Source organism: Aeromonas sp. S8(2024) (genome assembly GCF_041403085.1).
In the GTDB taxonomy this organism is placed as follows: domain Bacteria; phylum Pseudomonadota; class Gammaproteobacteria; order Enterobacterales; family Aeromonadaceae; genus Aeromonas; species Aeromonas dhakensis.
The window spans coordinates 40,528-54,034 of sequence record NZ_JBGLRF010000006.1 but is presented as its reverse complement, the minus strand read 5'-3'; the positions used below and the strand labels follow the sequence as shown (position 1 = coordinate 54,034).

15 protein-coding genes are annotated in these 13,507 nt (G+C 63.0%); 10 read left to right on the top strand and 5 right to left on the bottom strand.

The genetic code is table 11. The features are described 5' to 3' along the window. The first annotated feature begins 67 nt into the window (after positions 1–67). The gene (locus ACB031_RS16220) at positions 68–958 is read left to right on the top strand and encodes a LysR family transcriptional regulator (RefSeq protein ID WP_042008753.1); all 891 of its coding nucleotides are present in this window, start codon (positions 68–70) and stop codon (positions 956–958) included. Here ACB031_RS16220 and ACB031_RS16215 read toward each other — a convergent pair. Next, the gene (locus ACB031_RS16215; RefSeq protein WP_323997868.1) at positions 949–1,839 is read right to left on the bottom strand and encodes a hypothetical protein; all 891 of its coding nucleotides are present in this window, start codon (positions 1,837–1,839) and stop codon (positions 949–951) included. The genes ACB031_RS16220 and ACB031_RS16215 overlap by 10 nt on opposite strands. Positions 1,840–1,906: 67 nt before the next feature. After that, on the bottom strand, positions 1,907–3,130 hold the full coding sequence (locus tag ACB031_RS16210; protein ID WP_371139899.1) for an Nramp family divalent metal transporter: 1,224 nt from the start codon (positions 3,128–3,130) through the stop codon (positions 1,907–1,909). A gap of 237 nt (positions 3,131–3,367) precedes the next feature. Here ACB031_RS16210 and rpsF point away from each other — a divergent pair, with 237 nt between their 5' ends. The 4 genes from rpsF to ACB031_RS16190 all read left to right on the top strand — a co-directional run bounded on the left by rpsF (position 3,368) and on the right by ACB031_RS16190 (position 5,356). Then, complete coding sequence (gene rpsF / locus ACB031_RS16205; protein ID WP_005308887.1) at positions 3,368–3,754, top strand: 30S ribosomal protein S6; 387 nt, start codon at positions 3,368–3,370, stop codon at positions 3,752–3,754. A 30-nt stretch (positions 3,755–3,784) separates the two neighbouring features. Continuing rightward, positions 3,785–4,015, top strand: coding sequence for a 30S ribosomal protein S18 (gene rpsR, locus ACB031_RS16200; protein ID WP_005308890.1), 231 nt, complete (start codon positions 3,785–3,787; stop codon positions 4,013–4,015). 52 nt (positions 4,016–4,067) lie between these two features. Continuing rightward, positions 4,068–4,514, top strand: a complete 447-nt coding sequence (gene rplI / locus ACB031_RS16195; RefSeq protein WP_005308892.1) for a 50S ribosomal protein L9 — start codon at positions 4,068–4,070, stop codon at positions 4,512–4,514. A 101-nt stretch (positions 4,515–4,615) separates the two neighbouring features. Continuing rightward, entirely contained in the window at positions 4,616–5,356 is a 741-nt protein-coding gene (locus ACB031_RS16190) for a ferredoxin--NADP reductase (protein WP_371139898.1), read from the top strand. Positions 5,357–5,409: 53 nt separating this feature from the next. On the opposite strand, the gene ACB031_RS16185 is transcribed toward ACB031_RS16190, so the two are convergent. After that, positions 5,410–5,742, bottom strand: coding sequence for a hypothetical protein (locus ACB031_RS16185; protein WP_017780242.1), 333 nt, complete (start codon positions 5,740–5,742; stop codon positions 5,410–5,412). 33 nt (positions 5,743–5,775) lie between these two features. After that, the gene (locus ACB031_RS16180; RefSeq protein WP_010635109.1) at positions 5,776–6,054 is read right to left on the bottom strand and encodes a hypothetical protein; all 279 of its coding nucleotides are present in this window, start codon (positions 6,052–6,054) and stop codon (positions 5,776–5,778) included. A 274-nt stretch (positions 6,055–6,328) separates the two neighbouring features. Between ACB031_RS16180 and ACB031_RS16175 the strand changes: the two genes are divergently transcribed. Next, complete coding sequence (locus ACB031_RS16175; protein ID WP_026141415.1) at positions 6,329–7,333, top strand: hypothetical protein; 1,005 nt, start codon at positions 6,329–6,331, stop codon at positions 7,331–7,333. 48 nt (positions 7,334–7,381) lie between these two features. Here ACB031_RS16175 and ACB031_RS16170 read toward each other — a convergent pair whose 3' ends face one another. Next, complete coding sequence (locus tag ACB031_RS16170; protein WP_005308905.1) at positions 7,382–7,549, bottom strand: hypothetical protein; 168 nt, start codon at positions 7,547–7,549, stop codon at positions 7,382–7,384. 56 nt (positions 7,550–7,605) lie between these two features. On the opposite strand from ACB031_RS16170, the gene ACB031_RS16165 reads away from it, so the two are divergent. From ACB031_RS16165 to gshA, 4 genes are read left to right on the top strand one after another with little or no spacing between them, the layout of a single operon-like run. Beyond that, a complete protein-coding gene (locus ACB031_RS16165; protein ID WP_371139897.1) occupies positions 7,606–8,580 on the top strand; it encodes an NADP-dependent oxidoreductase in 975 nt (324 codons plus the stop codon). After that, the gene (locus ACB031_RS16160; protein ID WP_017785611.1) at positions 8,577–9,014 is read left to right on the top strand and encodes a YqaA family protein; all 438 of its coding nucleotides are present in this window, start codon (positions 8,577–8,579) and stop codon (positions 9,012–9,014) included. The genes ACB031_RS16165 and ACB031_RS16160 overlap by 4 nt, the downstream gene beginning before the upstream one ends. Positions 9,015–9,033: 19 nt before the next feature. Further along, on the top strand, positions 9,034–11,847 hold the full coding sequence (locus ACB031_RS16155) for a M16 family metallopeptidase (RefSeq protein WP_371139896.1): 2,814 nt from the start codon (positions 9,034–9,036) through the stop codon (positions 11,845–11,847). A 59-nt stretch (positions 11,848–11,906) separates the two neighbouring features. Next, on the top strand, positions 11,907–13,505 hold the full coding sequence (gene gshA / locus ACB031_RS16150) for a glutamate--cysteine ligase (protein WP_213343971.1): 1,599 nt from the start codon (positions 11,907–11,909) through the stop codon (positions 13,503–13,505). Positions 13,506–13,507: the final 2 nt, after the last annotated feature.

Sequence of the window (13,507 nt, the reverse complement as noted above, 5' to 3'; positions counted from 1 at the left end):
AGATGTGACGGTGTATTTTGATAATTGCCGCAAAATCTAAAACATAATTCGGATTATCAATACAATCATGCTCGAGAACCTCAATCTGTTCCTGGTCATAGTGGAAAAAGGGGGGCTGGCCGCCGCTGGGCGTGAGCTGGGCTTCTCCCCGGCAACCGTCTCGGAGCGGCTGGCTTCCCTGGAACGCTACTACGGTACGACCCTGCTCAGCAGAACCACTCGCTCCATCAGCCTCACCGAAGAGGGGCGCCTGTTGCTGGAGGAGGGGCGCCATCTGCTGGCCCAGGCCGAGGGGCTCAAGCGCCGTCTGCGCGATGGCGGGGACGAAATGAACGGGTTGCTGCGCATCAGCGCCCCTCATGATCTGGGGATCAGCCGGCTGGTGCCGCTGCTCGATCGCTTCATGGCGCAACACCCGGGGATCACGCTGGATCTCAACCTGACCGACGGCTATCTGGATCTGGTGGGGCAGGGGATCGATCTGGCCCTGCGCTACGGAGAGCTGGCCGACAGCACACTGCGCACCCTCTCGCTGGGGGAGAACCGCCGGATCGTCTGTGCCTCACCCGCCTACCTGGCGCGCAAGGGGGAGCCCCGCCATCCGGAAGAGCTTGCCGATCATGACTGCCTGTTGATGCGTTTCGGAGAACATCCGGAGCGCTGGTGGTCTTTTCAGGTCGAGGGTGTGGTGAAGCGGGTGATGGTGCAGGGGCGGCGCATCAGTAACAACGGTTATCTGGTGCGCCAGTGGTGCCTGCAGGGGGAGGGGATCTGCCTCAAGTCCCGCTGGGATGTGGGGGAGGATCTGAGCCGTGGCCGCCTGGTGGAGATCCTGCCCGAGTTCGCCGCCCCGGCGTCACGGCTGCAGATCGTCTACCCCTCCGGGCGGCATCAGCCGCGCCGGGTGCGCGCCCTGATCGACGCGCTGGTCGCCGAGTTCGGACGCCCTCAGGGGTAGACCCGGGTCATCATGACAAACCCTTCTGCATCGGCGGTGAGGCTGGTCTCGATCCGTCCCAGCTCGGCCAGCGTGGCCACATGGGTGCCGCCGCAGGGGATGGTGACCTCCCGCCCTTCCAGCGGGCAGTGCCAGTAACGGGAGTCGATGATCGACTCGCCGGCCCGGCTGCGGCGGATCTCGCCTCCGGTTGCCAGCCAGTCGGCCAGCTGGCGATTGATGTGCGCTTCAATCTGCGCCAGATCCGCCAGCAGGGCCTCACTGTTGACCCCCTTCTTGCGCAGGCTCTTGCCGATCCGGTACTGCTCGCGCGAGCCATTGGGCTCGACTCGCGAGGTCTGGATGGCGAGACGATCGAAATCCGGCTGATCCAGCGCGTCCCGCTCGCTCACCTCCTTGCGCCAGTAGGGCATCAGCGCCCGGTTTAGGGCCAGTGCCGCCAGGTGGCAGCCGCTGTGACCCAGGCTCAGGGCGTGACGGGCCTCGGCATCCACTTGCAGCGTCACCTGACTGCCCACCGGCAGCGCACAGTGGCCGGCCAGCGGGTGCACCACCACGAAACGCCACCCTTCCGCGCCCCGCTTGACCGGGATCGCCTGGTCGACGAACAGCTCCCCATCCGGGCTGATGGCCCCCATGCGGCAGGGGCCGACGGCCGCTTCGCCACCCTCCCAGCGCACTGTGCCCACGTCACCCGGCTGATCGGGCCAGAGGTGGCTCTGGGGATGAAAGGGGGTAAGGTCGGTGACCAGCAGGCTGGTATCGCCGCTCTGGCAGCAGATGACGCTGGCCTGCTCCTGGTGGTGGCCCAGCACGAAGCTGGCTCGGGTATGTGACATGGATGGCTCCCGCAGATCGAAGAGGAAGAGAGCCGCCAGCATACGTCAAAGCGCAGAGCGGCTCATTAACCTCGGTTAATGAGCCGGTCCGGAGGCAGGATGATGAGTGCTAGATCATGGCGACCAGCAGGTAGGCGTTGAGCCCGATCACCAGGGCGACGATGAGGCGGCCGAGCGCCTGAGTCACCGGGTGGTTGCGATATTGCCCCATCAGGGCGCGATCGCCGGTCAGCATCAGCAGCGGGATGAGCGCCAGCGCGATGCCGAAGCTCAGCACCACCTGGCTCAGCACCAGAATTTCGGTGGTGTTGAGGCCCATGGCGATCACCACGAAGGCGGGGGCCATGGTGATGGCACGGCGCAGCCAGAGCGGGATGGTGAAGCGCACGAAGCCCTGCATCACCACTTGCCCGGCCAGCGTGCCCACCACGGTGGAGCTGATGCCCGAGGCGACCAGCGAGAGGCCGAACAGGGTGGCGGCCGCCTGGCCCAGCAGCGGGGTCAGGGTCTGGTAGGCGGACTCCAGCTCCGCTACCTGCTGGTTGCCGGAGCTGTGGAAGGCGGCCGCGGCCATGGCCATCATGGCCAGGTTGACGAAGCCGGCGATGGTCATGGCGATGGCCACGTCGACCCGGGTGGTGTGCAGCCGCTGCGGAACCGAGCCCTGATCCTGGGTGTGCTGGGTCAGCGCCGAGTGCAGATAGATGACGTGAGGCATCACGGTGGCGCCGAGCACCCCGGCCGCCAGATAGACGGCGTCGCTGTTGGGCAGGCCGGGGAAGAGGGCGCCCTCCAGCAGGCTGGGCAGATGGGGGCGGGAGAACACCAGCTCGACGATGTAGGCCGCCGCCACGAACAGCAGCAGGCCGCCCACCACGAACTCCAGCGGTTTCTGGCCGCGGGACTGCAGCATCAGAATGCCCCAGGTGACCACGGCGGTGATGCCGGCCCCTTCCAGCAGGGTGACCCCGAGCAGCAGCTTGAAGCCGACCGCGGCCCCGATGAATTCGGCCAGATCGGTGGCCATGGCGATGATCTCCGCCTGCACCCAGTAGGCCCAGACCGCCGGCTTGGGCAGTCGGTCGCGAATGTGTTCCGCCAGGTTCTTGCCGGTGACGATGCCGAGCTTGGCCGAGAGAGTCTGCACCAGCATGGCCATCAGGTTGGCCCACACTACGACCCACAGCAGCTGGTAGCTGAAGGTGGAGCCGGCCTGAATGTTGGTGGCAAAGTTGCCCGGATCTATGTAGCCGATGGCGGCGATAAAGGCCGGCCCGAGCAGGGTCAGTTTGAATTTGCGGGCCGGGATGGCCGTGGTCAGCGCGGGTTGCATGGGTTCAGCCTCCATAAGTGCATGGAGATAGAATAGATCTAAATGATAATTATTATCAATTGAAGTTTTATATTGTTCCCATAGATAAAAACATCGGCGGCGGCTGGTTGCAGTGAGGGATGGGATTTCGTACAATACGCCGCCCTAGAAAAGCAGCGTCTAAACACCATTATGTTCCTTGCCTCTGAGGTCTGGCTGCACCTGGGCGGAGGCTGAATTAATCCGTAAGGAGCTAAAATGCGTCATTACGAAATCGTCTTCATGGTTCATCCGGACCAGAGCGAGCAAGTACCTGGCATGATCGAGCGTTACACCGGCGCCATCACCACCTCCGGTGGTACCATTCATCGCCTGGAAGATTGGGGCCGTCGTCAGCTGGCTTACCCGATCGACAAACTGCACAAAGCCCACTACGTTCTGATGAACGTAGAAGCAGAGCAAGCCGTTATCGATGAGCTGGAAACCAACTTCCGCTTCAACGATGCCGTTATCCGCAACATGATCATGCGCACCAAGCACGCCGTGACTGAAGTTTCTCCGATGGCCAAGGCCAAGGAAGAGCGCTTCACCCGTCGTGACGACGAGCGCCGCGAAGAAGCTACTGAAGCTGCTTCCGAAGAGTAATTCTGGATCACTGACTAGAGGATAAAGGCCATGGCACGTTATTTCCGTCGTCGTAAGTTCTGCCGCTTCACCGCCGAGAACGTTACCGAGATCGACTACAAAGATATCGTTACTCTGAAAAACTACATCACTGAATCTGGCAAGATCGTACCGAGCCGTATCACCGGTACCCGCGCCAAGTATCAGCGTCAGCTGGCACGCGCCATCAAGCGTGCTCGTTACCTGGCTCTGCTGCCGTACACCGATCTGCACAACAAGTAAGAATCGGTCCGGCACTTAAGCCTAACTCAACGAAATTTATAGAGGAAAGGTAATGCAAGTTATCCTGCTCGACAAAATCGCCAAACTGGGCGGTCTGGGTGACCAAGTTTCCGTGAAAGCTGGTTACGCCCGTAACTTCCTGATCCCGCAAGGCAAAGCTGTTATGGCCACCAAGGCCAACATCGAAGCTTTCGGTGCTCGTCGCGCTGAGCTGGAAGCCAAACTGGCTGCCAACAAAGCTGCTGCTGAAGAGCGTGCTGCCAAGCTGGCCGAACTGGCTACCGTGGTTATCGCTTCCAAGTCTGGCGACGAAGGCAAGCTGTTCGGTTCCATCGGTACCCGTGACGTGGCTGAAGCCATCACTGCTGCCGGCGTAGCCGTTGCCAAGAGCGAAGTCCGCATGGGCAACGTTCTGCGTAACACCGGTGACTACGAAGTTGCTGTTCAGCTGCACGCTGACGTTAAAGCAACCGTACAGATCCAGGTTGTTGCCCTGTAATAGCGATTCGCTTTTGCAGAAAAAACCCGCGCACTTGCGCGGGTTTTTTATTTTCAGGCCCGGGGGTAGAGTAAAGACCTGTTCCTCTGGAGGAGATCCCTATGGCCTGGGTCGAAGGTCGCGTCCTTGAACGCATCGAGTGGACGCCCACCCTGTTCTCCCTGCGTGTGGCGGCCGAGCTGGCCCCCTACAAGGCGGGGCAATTCACCAAACTGGCCCTCGAGCAGGGCGATCGCCGCGTCCAGCGGGCCTACTCCTTCGTCAATCCGCCTTCGACTCCCTACCACGAGTTCTATTTCGTCGAGATCCCCGATGGGGAGCTGACTCCGACCCTGGGTTCCCTGCGGACGGGCGACAGCCTGCTGGTGCAATCCCTGGCGACCGGTTTTCTCACCCTGGACGAGGTGCCGGCCGGGCGCGATCTCTGGCTGCTCTCCACCGGGACCGCCATCGGCCCCTTCCTCTCCATGCTGGCCGACGGGGAAGCCTTTGCCCGTTTCGAGAATCTGGTGCTGGTGCACGGGGTGCGCAAGGGGGAGGAGCTGAGCTATCGGGATCTGATAGTGAGCTTTGCCGAGCGTCATGGCGAGCGTTTTCGCTACGTCCCCTTCGTCAGCCGTGAAAGCTGGCCCGGAGCGATGGAGGGGCGGATCCCGGCGGCCATCGCCGATGGTCGCCTGCAGGCGCGAGTGGGGCTGGAATTTGCTCCCGCGCTGAGCCAGGTGCTGATCTGCGGCAACCCGGCCATGGTGAAGGAGACCCAGCAGACCCTGTTGTCATTGGGGTTGGCCAAGAACCTGCGGCGGGCCCCCGGCAACATCAGTGCCGAGAATTACTGGTAGTAAAAGCGAACAAGGGGCCATGGGCCCCTTGTTCATGCTCGACGGCAGTCAGATCAGTGCTTCTTGTTGCCGTGGCCCTTGTCCTTCTCTTTGAACTTGTCATGTCCCTGCCCCGGGTTGTTGCCGCTATGAATGCTGCGGTTGTAGTGATCCCGGTACTTGCCGTCGATCTTGTCGCAGTTGAGCTTGATGCGGCTGTCACCGATGCCGAGATCCAGGCAGTTGTGCTGCCACCAGTCGTACTCCTTGTCATCCCAGTCGACGTTCAGCTTGATGTTGTCGGTGGAGAGGCGGATGCCATCGCCATCCTTGGAGTGGGGCGGTGCGGCAAAGGCAACCCCGTTGGCCAACAGCAGGGAGAGCAGCAGGGCGCCTTTGTTGAACATGGTTGAATGAGTCATGACGAAAGTTCTCCTTGGTTACTGGCCGGTGCCCTGGGTGGCGGGCATCTGGTTGCTGCCGGGGGGATCATTGCGGTGCTCTTCATCGTCGAAGCTGACCCTGCTTTCCCGGCATGGCGTCTGGGTGCCATCGTTCATTCCCGGCTCGAAGCAGTTGGTCGATGACCAGCCAAATTGCTTGTCATCCCAGTCCAGGTTGAAGGTTAGTGCATCGACGGAAAATGCCGTACCACCTTCCTCCTCATACTGCGGTGCTGCCAGCGCGGCGCCGGCAACCAGAAGCAGGGGCAGTAACAAGCTAGTCGTTCGGTTCATTGTGGCCTCGGTGGTTGGTTGTTGCGGGTCAGTGTATGCCAGTCTTGCTGAATCCGGGCAGAATCAGGCTCAATCTCCCATGCTACGAGAGTCGGCAGTGAGTGTATCGACTTTTTGCTGCCGATTTGTCCGTTTTGGTCGCACTCTGGGCAGCTGACCACGGATCTGGTGCAATTATGGTGATTGTCCTTCTCTCGAGGAGTCTGCTGACTATAATCGGCAGCCAACTTTTCCTGCATATCGCGCCCGCTTTCTCATGACCACACAGGCTTCTGCCGTGCTGCGCTACCCCAAGGGGTGGTTCGCACTGACCACGGTGTACAGTTTTACCGGCTTGGCCATTCTGGCCTCCATTGTCTTCTCCCTGCTGCTGTTTCTCTCCATCGACGAGAATCCCCTGATGAAGTGGCTGTTCGGTGGCCTGGCCATCATCTTCGAACTGGGCAAGTTCTACGTCTGGTATGAATACGGGGAGTGCAAGGCGCGTCGCGATCTGGGTGGGGCCTTCTGGTCGCTGCTGTTCTACAGCGTGCTGGCCGCCATCTCCATCGGCGGCAGCATAGGCGGCATCAACAGCGCCACCAACACCATCCTCAACCAGCAGGCGCGCCATGAGCGGGAGATCGCCCGCTTCGACGAGCAGATCGCCAGCATAGAGCGGCAGATCCAGCTCAACGAGGAGGCGGCCCGCAAGTACATCGAGATGGCGCGCATCTCCAGCGGCGTCAGCGGCCTGCAGCAGGCCAACACCAAGCTCAGGCTGCGCCAGGACGAGCTGCGCCAGGAGCGCGACGCCAAGCCCGTCAACGAACAATCCTCCATGCTGGGGCTGATGAGCAGCCTGGCGGACGGGGTGGGCATGAGCATCAGCCAGGTGCAGTTTCTGCTGGTCTGCTTCCTCTCGGTGCTGCTCGACGTGTTCGGCGCCTTCTTCGTCAGTCTGATCGGCGAGGAGAACCGCTTTCGCCGCAGCTGGCTGTGGCAGCGGGACCGCGAGCGGGAACAGATCGTGCTGCAGCAGGCGGAGGCCGCTGCCATGGCGCAGCAGCTGCCCGGCCGGCCGGAGCCCGAGCCAGAGGTGGTGGAGCAGGTGCGCAGCGCGCTGGAGAGCGGCGAGCTCAAGTGCAGCAAGCGCAGCGTCGCACAGGCGCTGTCGCTGTCGCTGGAGGAGGTGGACCGGGTGTTCCAGCATCTGCTGGCCCAGGGCGTGCTGGGGCAGGGTAGCAACCGCCACTACCATCTCAGTTCGCAAGGAAGTTGATCATCAGGCCACCTCGGGGTGGCCTTTTTATTGCGCGCGGGCGCTGTGCTAGTGGGTCAGCACCATCATCAGGCTGAGGAAGGCGGCCAGTCCGCCACCGATGCCGATGATCCAGTAAAACCCCTTGGCCCCCTGCTTGAGCGGGATGCGGAAGTAGAGCAGAAACGCCCACCACCCCAGGGCCAGCAACAGAGGAATAAGAAACATTCGAGCCATGGTGTCCTCGCTGTTATTCTGTTGACCCTTGATCAATCAACAGGATGGATTGTGCAATGACGCAGCTACAGATTACCGCATTCGGCGCCCCCTCGGTACTCAGGCTCAACCCTTCCCAGGACAAGGTGCCTGCCGAGGGCGAAGTGCGGGTGCGCATCTGCTTTGCGGGGGTCAACCCCATCGATGCCAAGACTCGGGCCGGCCTCGGCTGGGCGGCGGCGCAAAACAAGGAGAAGCTGCCCTGGACGCCGGGCTACGACGTGGCCGGCGTGGTCGAGAAGGTCGGCCCTGGTGTCGGCTCGCTGGCCGAGGGGGAGCGAGTGTGCGGCATGGTGGGCTTTCCCCTCGCCGCCGGTGGCTACGGCGAGTCCGTGGTGGCCCGCGAAGAGGAGCTGGTCAAGCTGGAGGAGCTTGCTCTGAGGCAGGGTGCGGCGCTGCCGCTGGCCGGCCTCACCGCCTGGCAGGGGCTGTTCGAACACGGCGCCCTCAAGGCGGGGCAACGGGTGCTGATCCTGGCCGGCGCCGGCGGCGTCGGCCATCTGGCGGTGCAGTTTGCCAGCGCCTATGGCGCCGAGGTGGTGGCGACGGCGAGCGGTGACAACCACAGCTTCCTGCACGCGCTGGGGGCCAGCAAGATGGTGGATTACCACGATGCAGACTGGGCCGCCCAGGTGGTGGCCGACGGTCCGGTCGATCTGGTGCTGGATCTGGTGGGTGGCGAGAGCGGCAAGGCGGCGCTGGCCTGCGTCAAGCCGGGCGGCCGGCTGGTGACGGTACCCACCATCACCGCCCAGCAGATCAAGGATGCCGCGGCCGGTAGCGCCATCGAGGTGCTTGGCATGCTGGTGCATCCTGACCGCCAGCAGTTGAGCCAGATGCTGATCCTGCTGCGTCAGGGGGAGGTGCAGATCACCGTCTCCAGCGAATTCCCGCTGGCGGAAGGGGCCCTGGCCCATCAGGCCATCGAGCAGGGCCACGTGCGCGGCAAGCTGCTGCTGCGCATGCCCGCCGCGGATGAGCTGGCCGGATGAACGGCATCACCGAGCTGGGGCTTGGCTGGCTGTTTCTGAGTGCCTTCACCTCCGCCACCCTGCTGCCCGGCAGCTCGGAAGTGCTGCTGGGGGCCATGGCGACCAAGGGGGAGTGGAGCATGGCCAGCCTGCTGCTGTGGGCGACGCTGGGCAACACCCTCGGCTCCATGACCACCTGGTGGCTCGGCTGGCTAGCCACCTTCAAGAAAAAACCGGAAGATTTTCAAGGCCGTGGGGAACAAAAAGCCCTCGGTTGGCTCAAACAACATGGCCACTGGTGTCTGCTGCTGGCCTGGACGCCTGTGGTCGGCGATGGTCTCTGTCTGCTGGCCGGCTGGCTGCGCCTCTCCTTCTGGCGCTCTCTCATTCTCATCGGGCTCGGCAAATTGTTGCGTTATGCCCTGGTCTTTCTGCTGGCCAGGCAGATCTTCTAGCTTCACTCACGAGGTAACCGTGAACAAACTCATTCCATTAAGCATGCTTCTGGGCCTCTCTCTGCCCGTGCTGGCGGCACCCACCCTGGTGTCGGAACAGGTCAAGGAAGAGGGCAAACTCGGCATTCCCTATCAGATGTACAAGCTGGACAACGGCCTGACCGTCATTCTGGCGCCCGACCGATCCGATCCCCTGGTGCACCTGGACGTCACCTATCACGTGGGCTCGGCCCGCGAGCAGGTGGGCAAGTCCGGGTTCGCCCACTTCTTCGAGCACATGATGTTCCAGGGCTCCAAGCACGTGGGGGATCAGGAGCACATGCGGATCATCAACGAGGCCGGTGGTGACATGAACGGCACCACCAACAAGGACCGCACCAACTACTACGAGACCGTGCCGGCCAACCAGCTGGAGAAGGTGCTCTGGCTCGAGGCTGATCGCATGGGCTTCTTGCTTGATGCGGTGAGCCAGAAGAAGTTCGAGATCCAGCGCGCCACCGTCAAGAACGAACGGGCCCAGCGCATCGACAACCAGCCTTACGGCCTGGTGAGCGAGAAGGTGGGGGAGGCACTCTATCCACGCACCCACCCCTACTCCTGGCAGCCCATCGGCTATGTGGAAGATCTCGACCGGGTCGACGTCAACGACCTCAAGCAGTTCTTCCTGCGCTGGTACGGCCCCAACAACGCCACCCTGACCCTGGGCGGCGACTTCGACACCAAGCAGGCGCTGGCATGGATTGAGAAGTACTTCGGCCCGATCCCGCGTGGACCCGAGGTGGCTGAGCCGACCCCCGAGCCGGTGACCCTGCCCGAGACCCGTTACGTGACGCTCGAGGACAAGGTGCACCTGCCGCTGCTCTACATCAGCTACCCGACCGTGTCCCTTGGCGATCCGCAGGAGCCAGCCCTCGACATGTTTGCCGACGTGCTGGGCGGCTCCGCCAGCTCCATGCTCTACCAGTCGCTGGTCAAGAGCGGCAAGGCGATCGATGTGGGGGCCTCCCACTACTGCGAGGAGCTGGCCTGTACCCTCACCGTCTACGCCTATCCCAACCCGGCGGTGGATGGCAGCCTGAAGACCCTCAAGAGCGAGGTGGACAAGGTGATCGGCGAGTTCGCCGGTCGCGGCCTCAAGCCGGAGGATCTGGAGAAGGCGATCAACAGCTATCGTGCCTCGGCCATCTGGGGTCTGGACAGCGTCTCCGGCAAGGTTAGCCAGCTCGCCATGGGCCAGGTGTTCGCCCAGGATCCCAACTATGTGTTCAAGAGCCTGGACGCCATCGGCAAGGTGACGCCGGAGCAGGTCAAGGCCGCCTACGACAAGTTCATCCTGAACAAGCCGGCGGTGGTGCTGAGCGTGGTGCCCAAGGGCAAGAGCGACTGGCAGGCCGCCAAGCCCAACTTCACCCCGGCCAAGCGCGAGCTGCCGGATTACGCCAAGCATGACAAGGTGCTGGCCGAGCGGCCGGTGAAAGACGACTTCGATCGCAGCGTGCAGCCCAAGGCGGCCGATGCGGTGAGCGTCAAGGTGCCGGCCATCTGGCACGGCAAGCTCGACAAGGGGATCGAGATCATCGGCACCCAGAGCGATGAAATCCCGGCGGTTTCCATCATGGTCGCCCTGCCGGGCGGCATGCGGGCCGAAGGCAAGGGCGAGCTGGGGCTGGCCAGCCTCACCGCCAGCATGATGGGGCAGGGCTCGGTGCGTCTGACCGAGGCCCAGCTCAGCGACGAGCTGCAAAAGCTCGGCTCCAGCGTCAGCGTCTCCAGCGCCCAGTACAACAACCTGGTCACCATCAGCAGCCTGGCCGACAAGCTGCCGCAGACCCTGGCGCTGGTGCGCGAGGTGTATGAGCGGCCCGGCATGCGCGAGGCCGACTTCGAGCGGGTCAAGGCGCAGATGCTGCAGGGGATGAAACAGAGCGAGCAGCAGCCCGAGTGGCTGGCCGGTCAGGCCTTCCGCGAGCTGATCTACGGCAAGCAGAACCGTCTCGGTCAGCCGGGTGACGGCGTGCTGGCCGATGTGGAGAAGCTGACCCTGGCGGACGTGAAGCGCTTCTACCAGAACTACTACAACCCGACCAACGCCAAGGTGGTGGTAGTGGGTGACGTGACCCAGTCCCAGGTGGAGGATCAACTCGGCTTCCTGACCCAGTGGAAGGGGGCTGCCCCCTCTCTTGGCAGTCTCAAGCCCGAAGGCGAGCAGGCCAAGCCGGGCATCTATCTGGTGGACAAGCCGGGGGCGCCCCAGTCGGTGATCCGCATCGGCCGCCGCGCCATGCCGTTCGATACCACGGGGGACTACTTCACCGCCGGGCTGATGAACTTCAACCTGGGCGGCAACTTCAACAGCCGCATCAACCTCAACCTGCGGGAAGACAAGGGCTATACCTATGGGGCCAGCTCGGGCTTCTCCGCCAACCGGGAGGTGGGTACCTTCGCCACCGGCGCCAACGTGCGGGCCGATGCGACCGTGGATGCCATCCGCCAGTTCCTCAAGGAGATGGACAACTACCGCAAGAGCGGCCCGACCCCGGTCGAGCTCGCCTACATGCGCAGCGCCGTCTCCCAGCAGGATGCGCTCTCCTACGAGACGCTTGGCCAGAAGGCGGGCTTCCTGCTGCAGATGATCATGTATGACCTGAAGCTGGACTATGTGCAGGCCCAGAACAGCCTGATCAAGACGGTGTCGGCCGAGACGCTCAAGGCCAGTGCGGCACGCTGGCTTGACCCGGCCGAGATGGTGATTGTGGTGGTGGGGGACAAGCAAAAGCTTGAAAAACCCCTGCAGGAGCTTCATCTTCCCATCTATCCGCTGCAGCTGCCCTGAGGGCGCTACATAAAAATAGTGCCGCCCCCCTGTGGGGCGGCCACACATGAGCCGTGAATATGACTACGACAAGCTTGTCACTCACCGAGTTGTTGACCGCCCTGGGTTCGCCGGAACGGCTGACCGCCCTCAAGGGGATCCGGCGCGGGATCGAACGTGAATGTCTGCGCATCACCCCACAGGGGACCCTGGCCCAGACCGATCACCCCAGAAGTCTGGGCTCGGCACTGACCCATGCCAACATCACCACCGACTACTCGGAGAGCCTGCTGGAGTTCATCACGCCGGCCACCGACTCTATCGACAGCCTGCTGGAACAGCTTGGCGACATCCACCGCCACACCATTCATCACCTGGGTGATGAGCGGATCTGGCCGCTCTCCATGCCCTGCTTCGTCGGCGACGAGGATAACATCCGGCTGGCCCAGTACGGCAGCTCCAACATCGGCCGGATGAAGACCCTCTACCGGCAGGGGCTGAAGAACCGCTACGGCAGCCTGATGCAGGTGATCGCCGGGGTGCACTTCAACTTCTCCATGCCGGACAGCTTCTGGTGCGAGTGGCAGGAGCTGGTGTGCGAGGGGTGCTGCAGCCAGCGCTTCATCTCCGACAAGTACATGGGGCTTATCCGCAACGTCTACCGCTTCGGCTGGCTGGTGCCCTACCTGTTCGGCGCCTCGCCGGCCATCTGCGAATCCTTCCTCAAGGGGCGCAAGAGCAACCTGCCGTTCCAGAAGACCGGCAAGGGCACCCTCTACCTGCCCTACGCCACCGCCCTGCGGCTGTCGGATCTGGGTTACACCAACAGCGCCCAGGCGGGACTCAAGATAAGCCACGACAACCTGCCGGCCTATGTGAGCAGCCTGCGCCGCGCCATCAACACCCATGATCCCGACTTCGCCAGGATCGGCGTCAAGGTGAACGGTGAGTACCGTCAGCTCAACGACAACGTGCTGCAGCTGGAGAACGAGCTGTACGCCCCGATCCGCCCCAAGCGCACCCCGCGCAGCGGCGAGAAGCCGTCCGACGCGCTGGAGCAGCGTGGCATCGAATACATCGAGCTGCGCACCGTGGACGTCAACCCCTTCACCCCGTATGGCATCGAGGTGGATCAGATCCGCTTCTTCGACCTGTTCCTGGTCTGGTGCCTGCTGCGTCCGTCCCCTGTGCTGGGTGACGAGGAGATCGCCCGCAATCGCCGCAACCAGACCAAGGTGGTGCTGGAAGGGCGCCGTCCCGGCCTCGAGCTGGAGGACGAGCAGGGCAACCCCATCGGCCTCAAGGAGTTCGGCCTCAAGCTGTTCGACGAGCTGGCCGAGGTCGCCGCGCTGCTGGATCGCTGCTGCGGCCGCAACCGCTATCGCGAGACGCTGGCGATGCACCGCGAGAAGCTGCTCAACCCCGAGCTCACCTACTCCGCCCGCCTGCTCAAGCAACTGCTGGAGAGTGGCAAGGACAACGGCGCCTTCGCCGACGAGCTGGCGAGCCGCTATCGGGAAGAGATGCTGGCCGGCGAGCTGCAGTACTGGGACGAGGCCTACTTTGCCGGCGAGGCACGGGAGTCCCTGGCCAAGCAGCGGGAGCGGGAGCGCAGCGACAGCCTGTCGTTCGACGACTTCCTGGCCGACTACTTCGGAACCAGCAAGACCCCGGCCTGATG

Bases quoted from the DNA above. Each gene is read 5' to 3' on its own strand.
- ACB031_RS16170 (WP_005308905.1), bottom strand. From the start codon at position 7,549: ATGGCTCGAATGTTTCTTATTCCTCTGTTGCTGGCCCTGGGGTGGTGG.
- ACB031_RS16165 (WP_371139897.1), top strand. From the start codon at position 7,606: ATGACGCAGCTACAGATTACCGCATTCGGCGCCCCCTCGGTACTCAGG.
- ACB031_RS16210 (WP_371139899.1), bottom strand. From the start codon at position 3,130: ATGCAACCCGCGCTGACCACGGCCATCCCGGCCCGCAAATTCAAACTG.
- rplI (WP_005308892.1), top strand. From the start codon at position 4,068: ATGCAAGTTATCCTGCTCGACAAAATCGCCAAACTGGGCGGTCTGGGT.
- ACB031_RS16190 (WP_371139898.1), top strand. From the start codon at position 4,616: ATGGCCTGGGTCGAAGGTCGCGTCCTTGAACGCATCGAGTGGACGCCC.
- rpsR (WP_005308890.1), top strand. From the start codon at position 3,785: ATGGCACGTTATTTCCGTCGTCGTAAGTTCTGCCGCTTCACCGCCGAG.
- rpsF (WP_005308887.1), top strand. From the start codon at position 3,368: ATGCGTCATTACGAAATCGTCTTCATGGTTCATCCGGACCAGAGCGAG.
- gshA (WP_213343971.1), top strand. From the start codon at position 11,907: ATGACTACGACAAGCTTGTCACTCACCGAGTTGTTGACCGCCCTGGGT.
- ACB031_RS16185 (WP_017780242.1), bottom strand. From the start codon at position 5,742: ATGTTCAACAAAGGCGCCCTGCTGCTCTCCCTGCTGTTGGCCAACGGG.
- ACB031_RS16160 (WP_017785611.1), top strand. From the start codon at position 8,577: ATGAACGGCATCACCGAGCTGGGGCTTGGCTGGCTGTTTCTGAGTGCC.
- ACB031_RS16220 (WP_042008753.1), top strand. From the start codon at position 68: ATGCTCGAGAACCTCAATCTGTTCCTGGTCATAGTGGAAAAAGGGGGG.
- ACB031_RS16215 (WP_323997868.1), bottom strand. From the start codon at position 1,839: ATGCTGGCGGCTCTCTTCCTCTTCGATCTGCGGGAGCCATCCATGTCA.
- ACB031_RS16175 (WP_026141415.1), top strand. From the start codon at position 6,329: ATGACCACACAGGCTTCTGCCGTGCTGCGCTACCCCAAGGGGTGGTTC.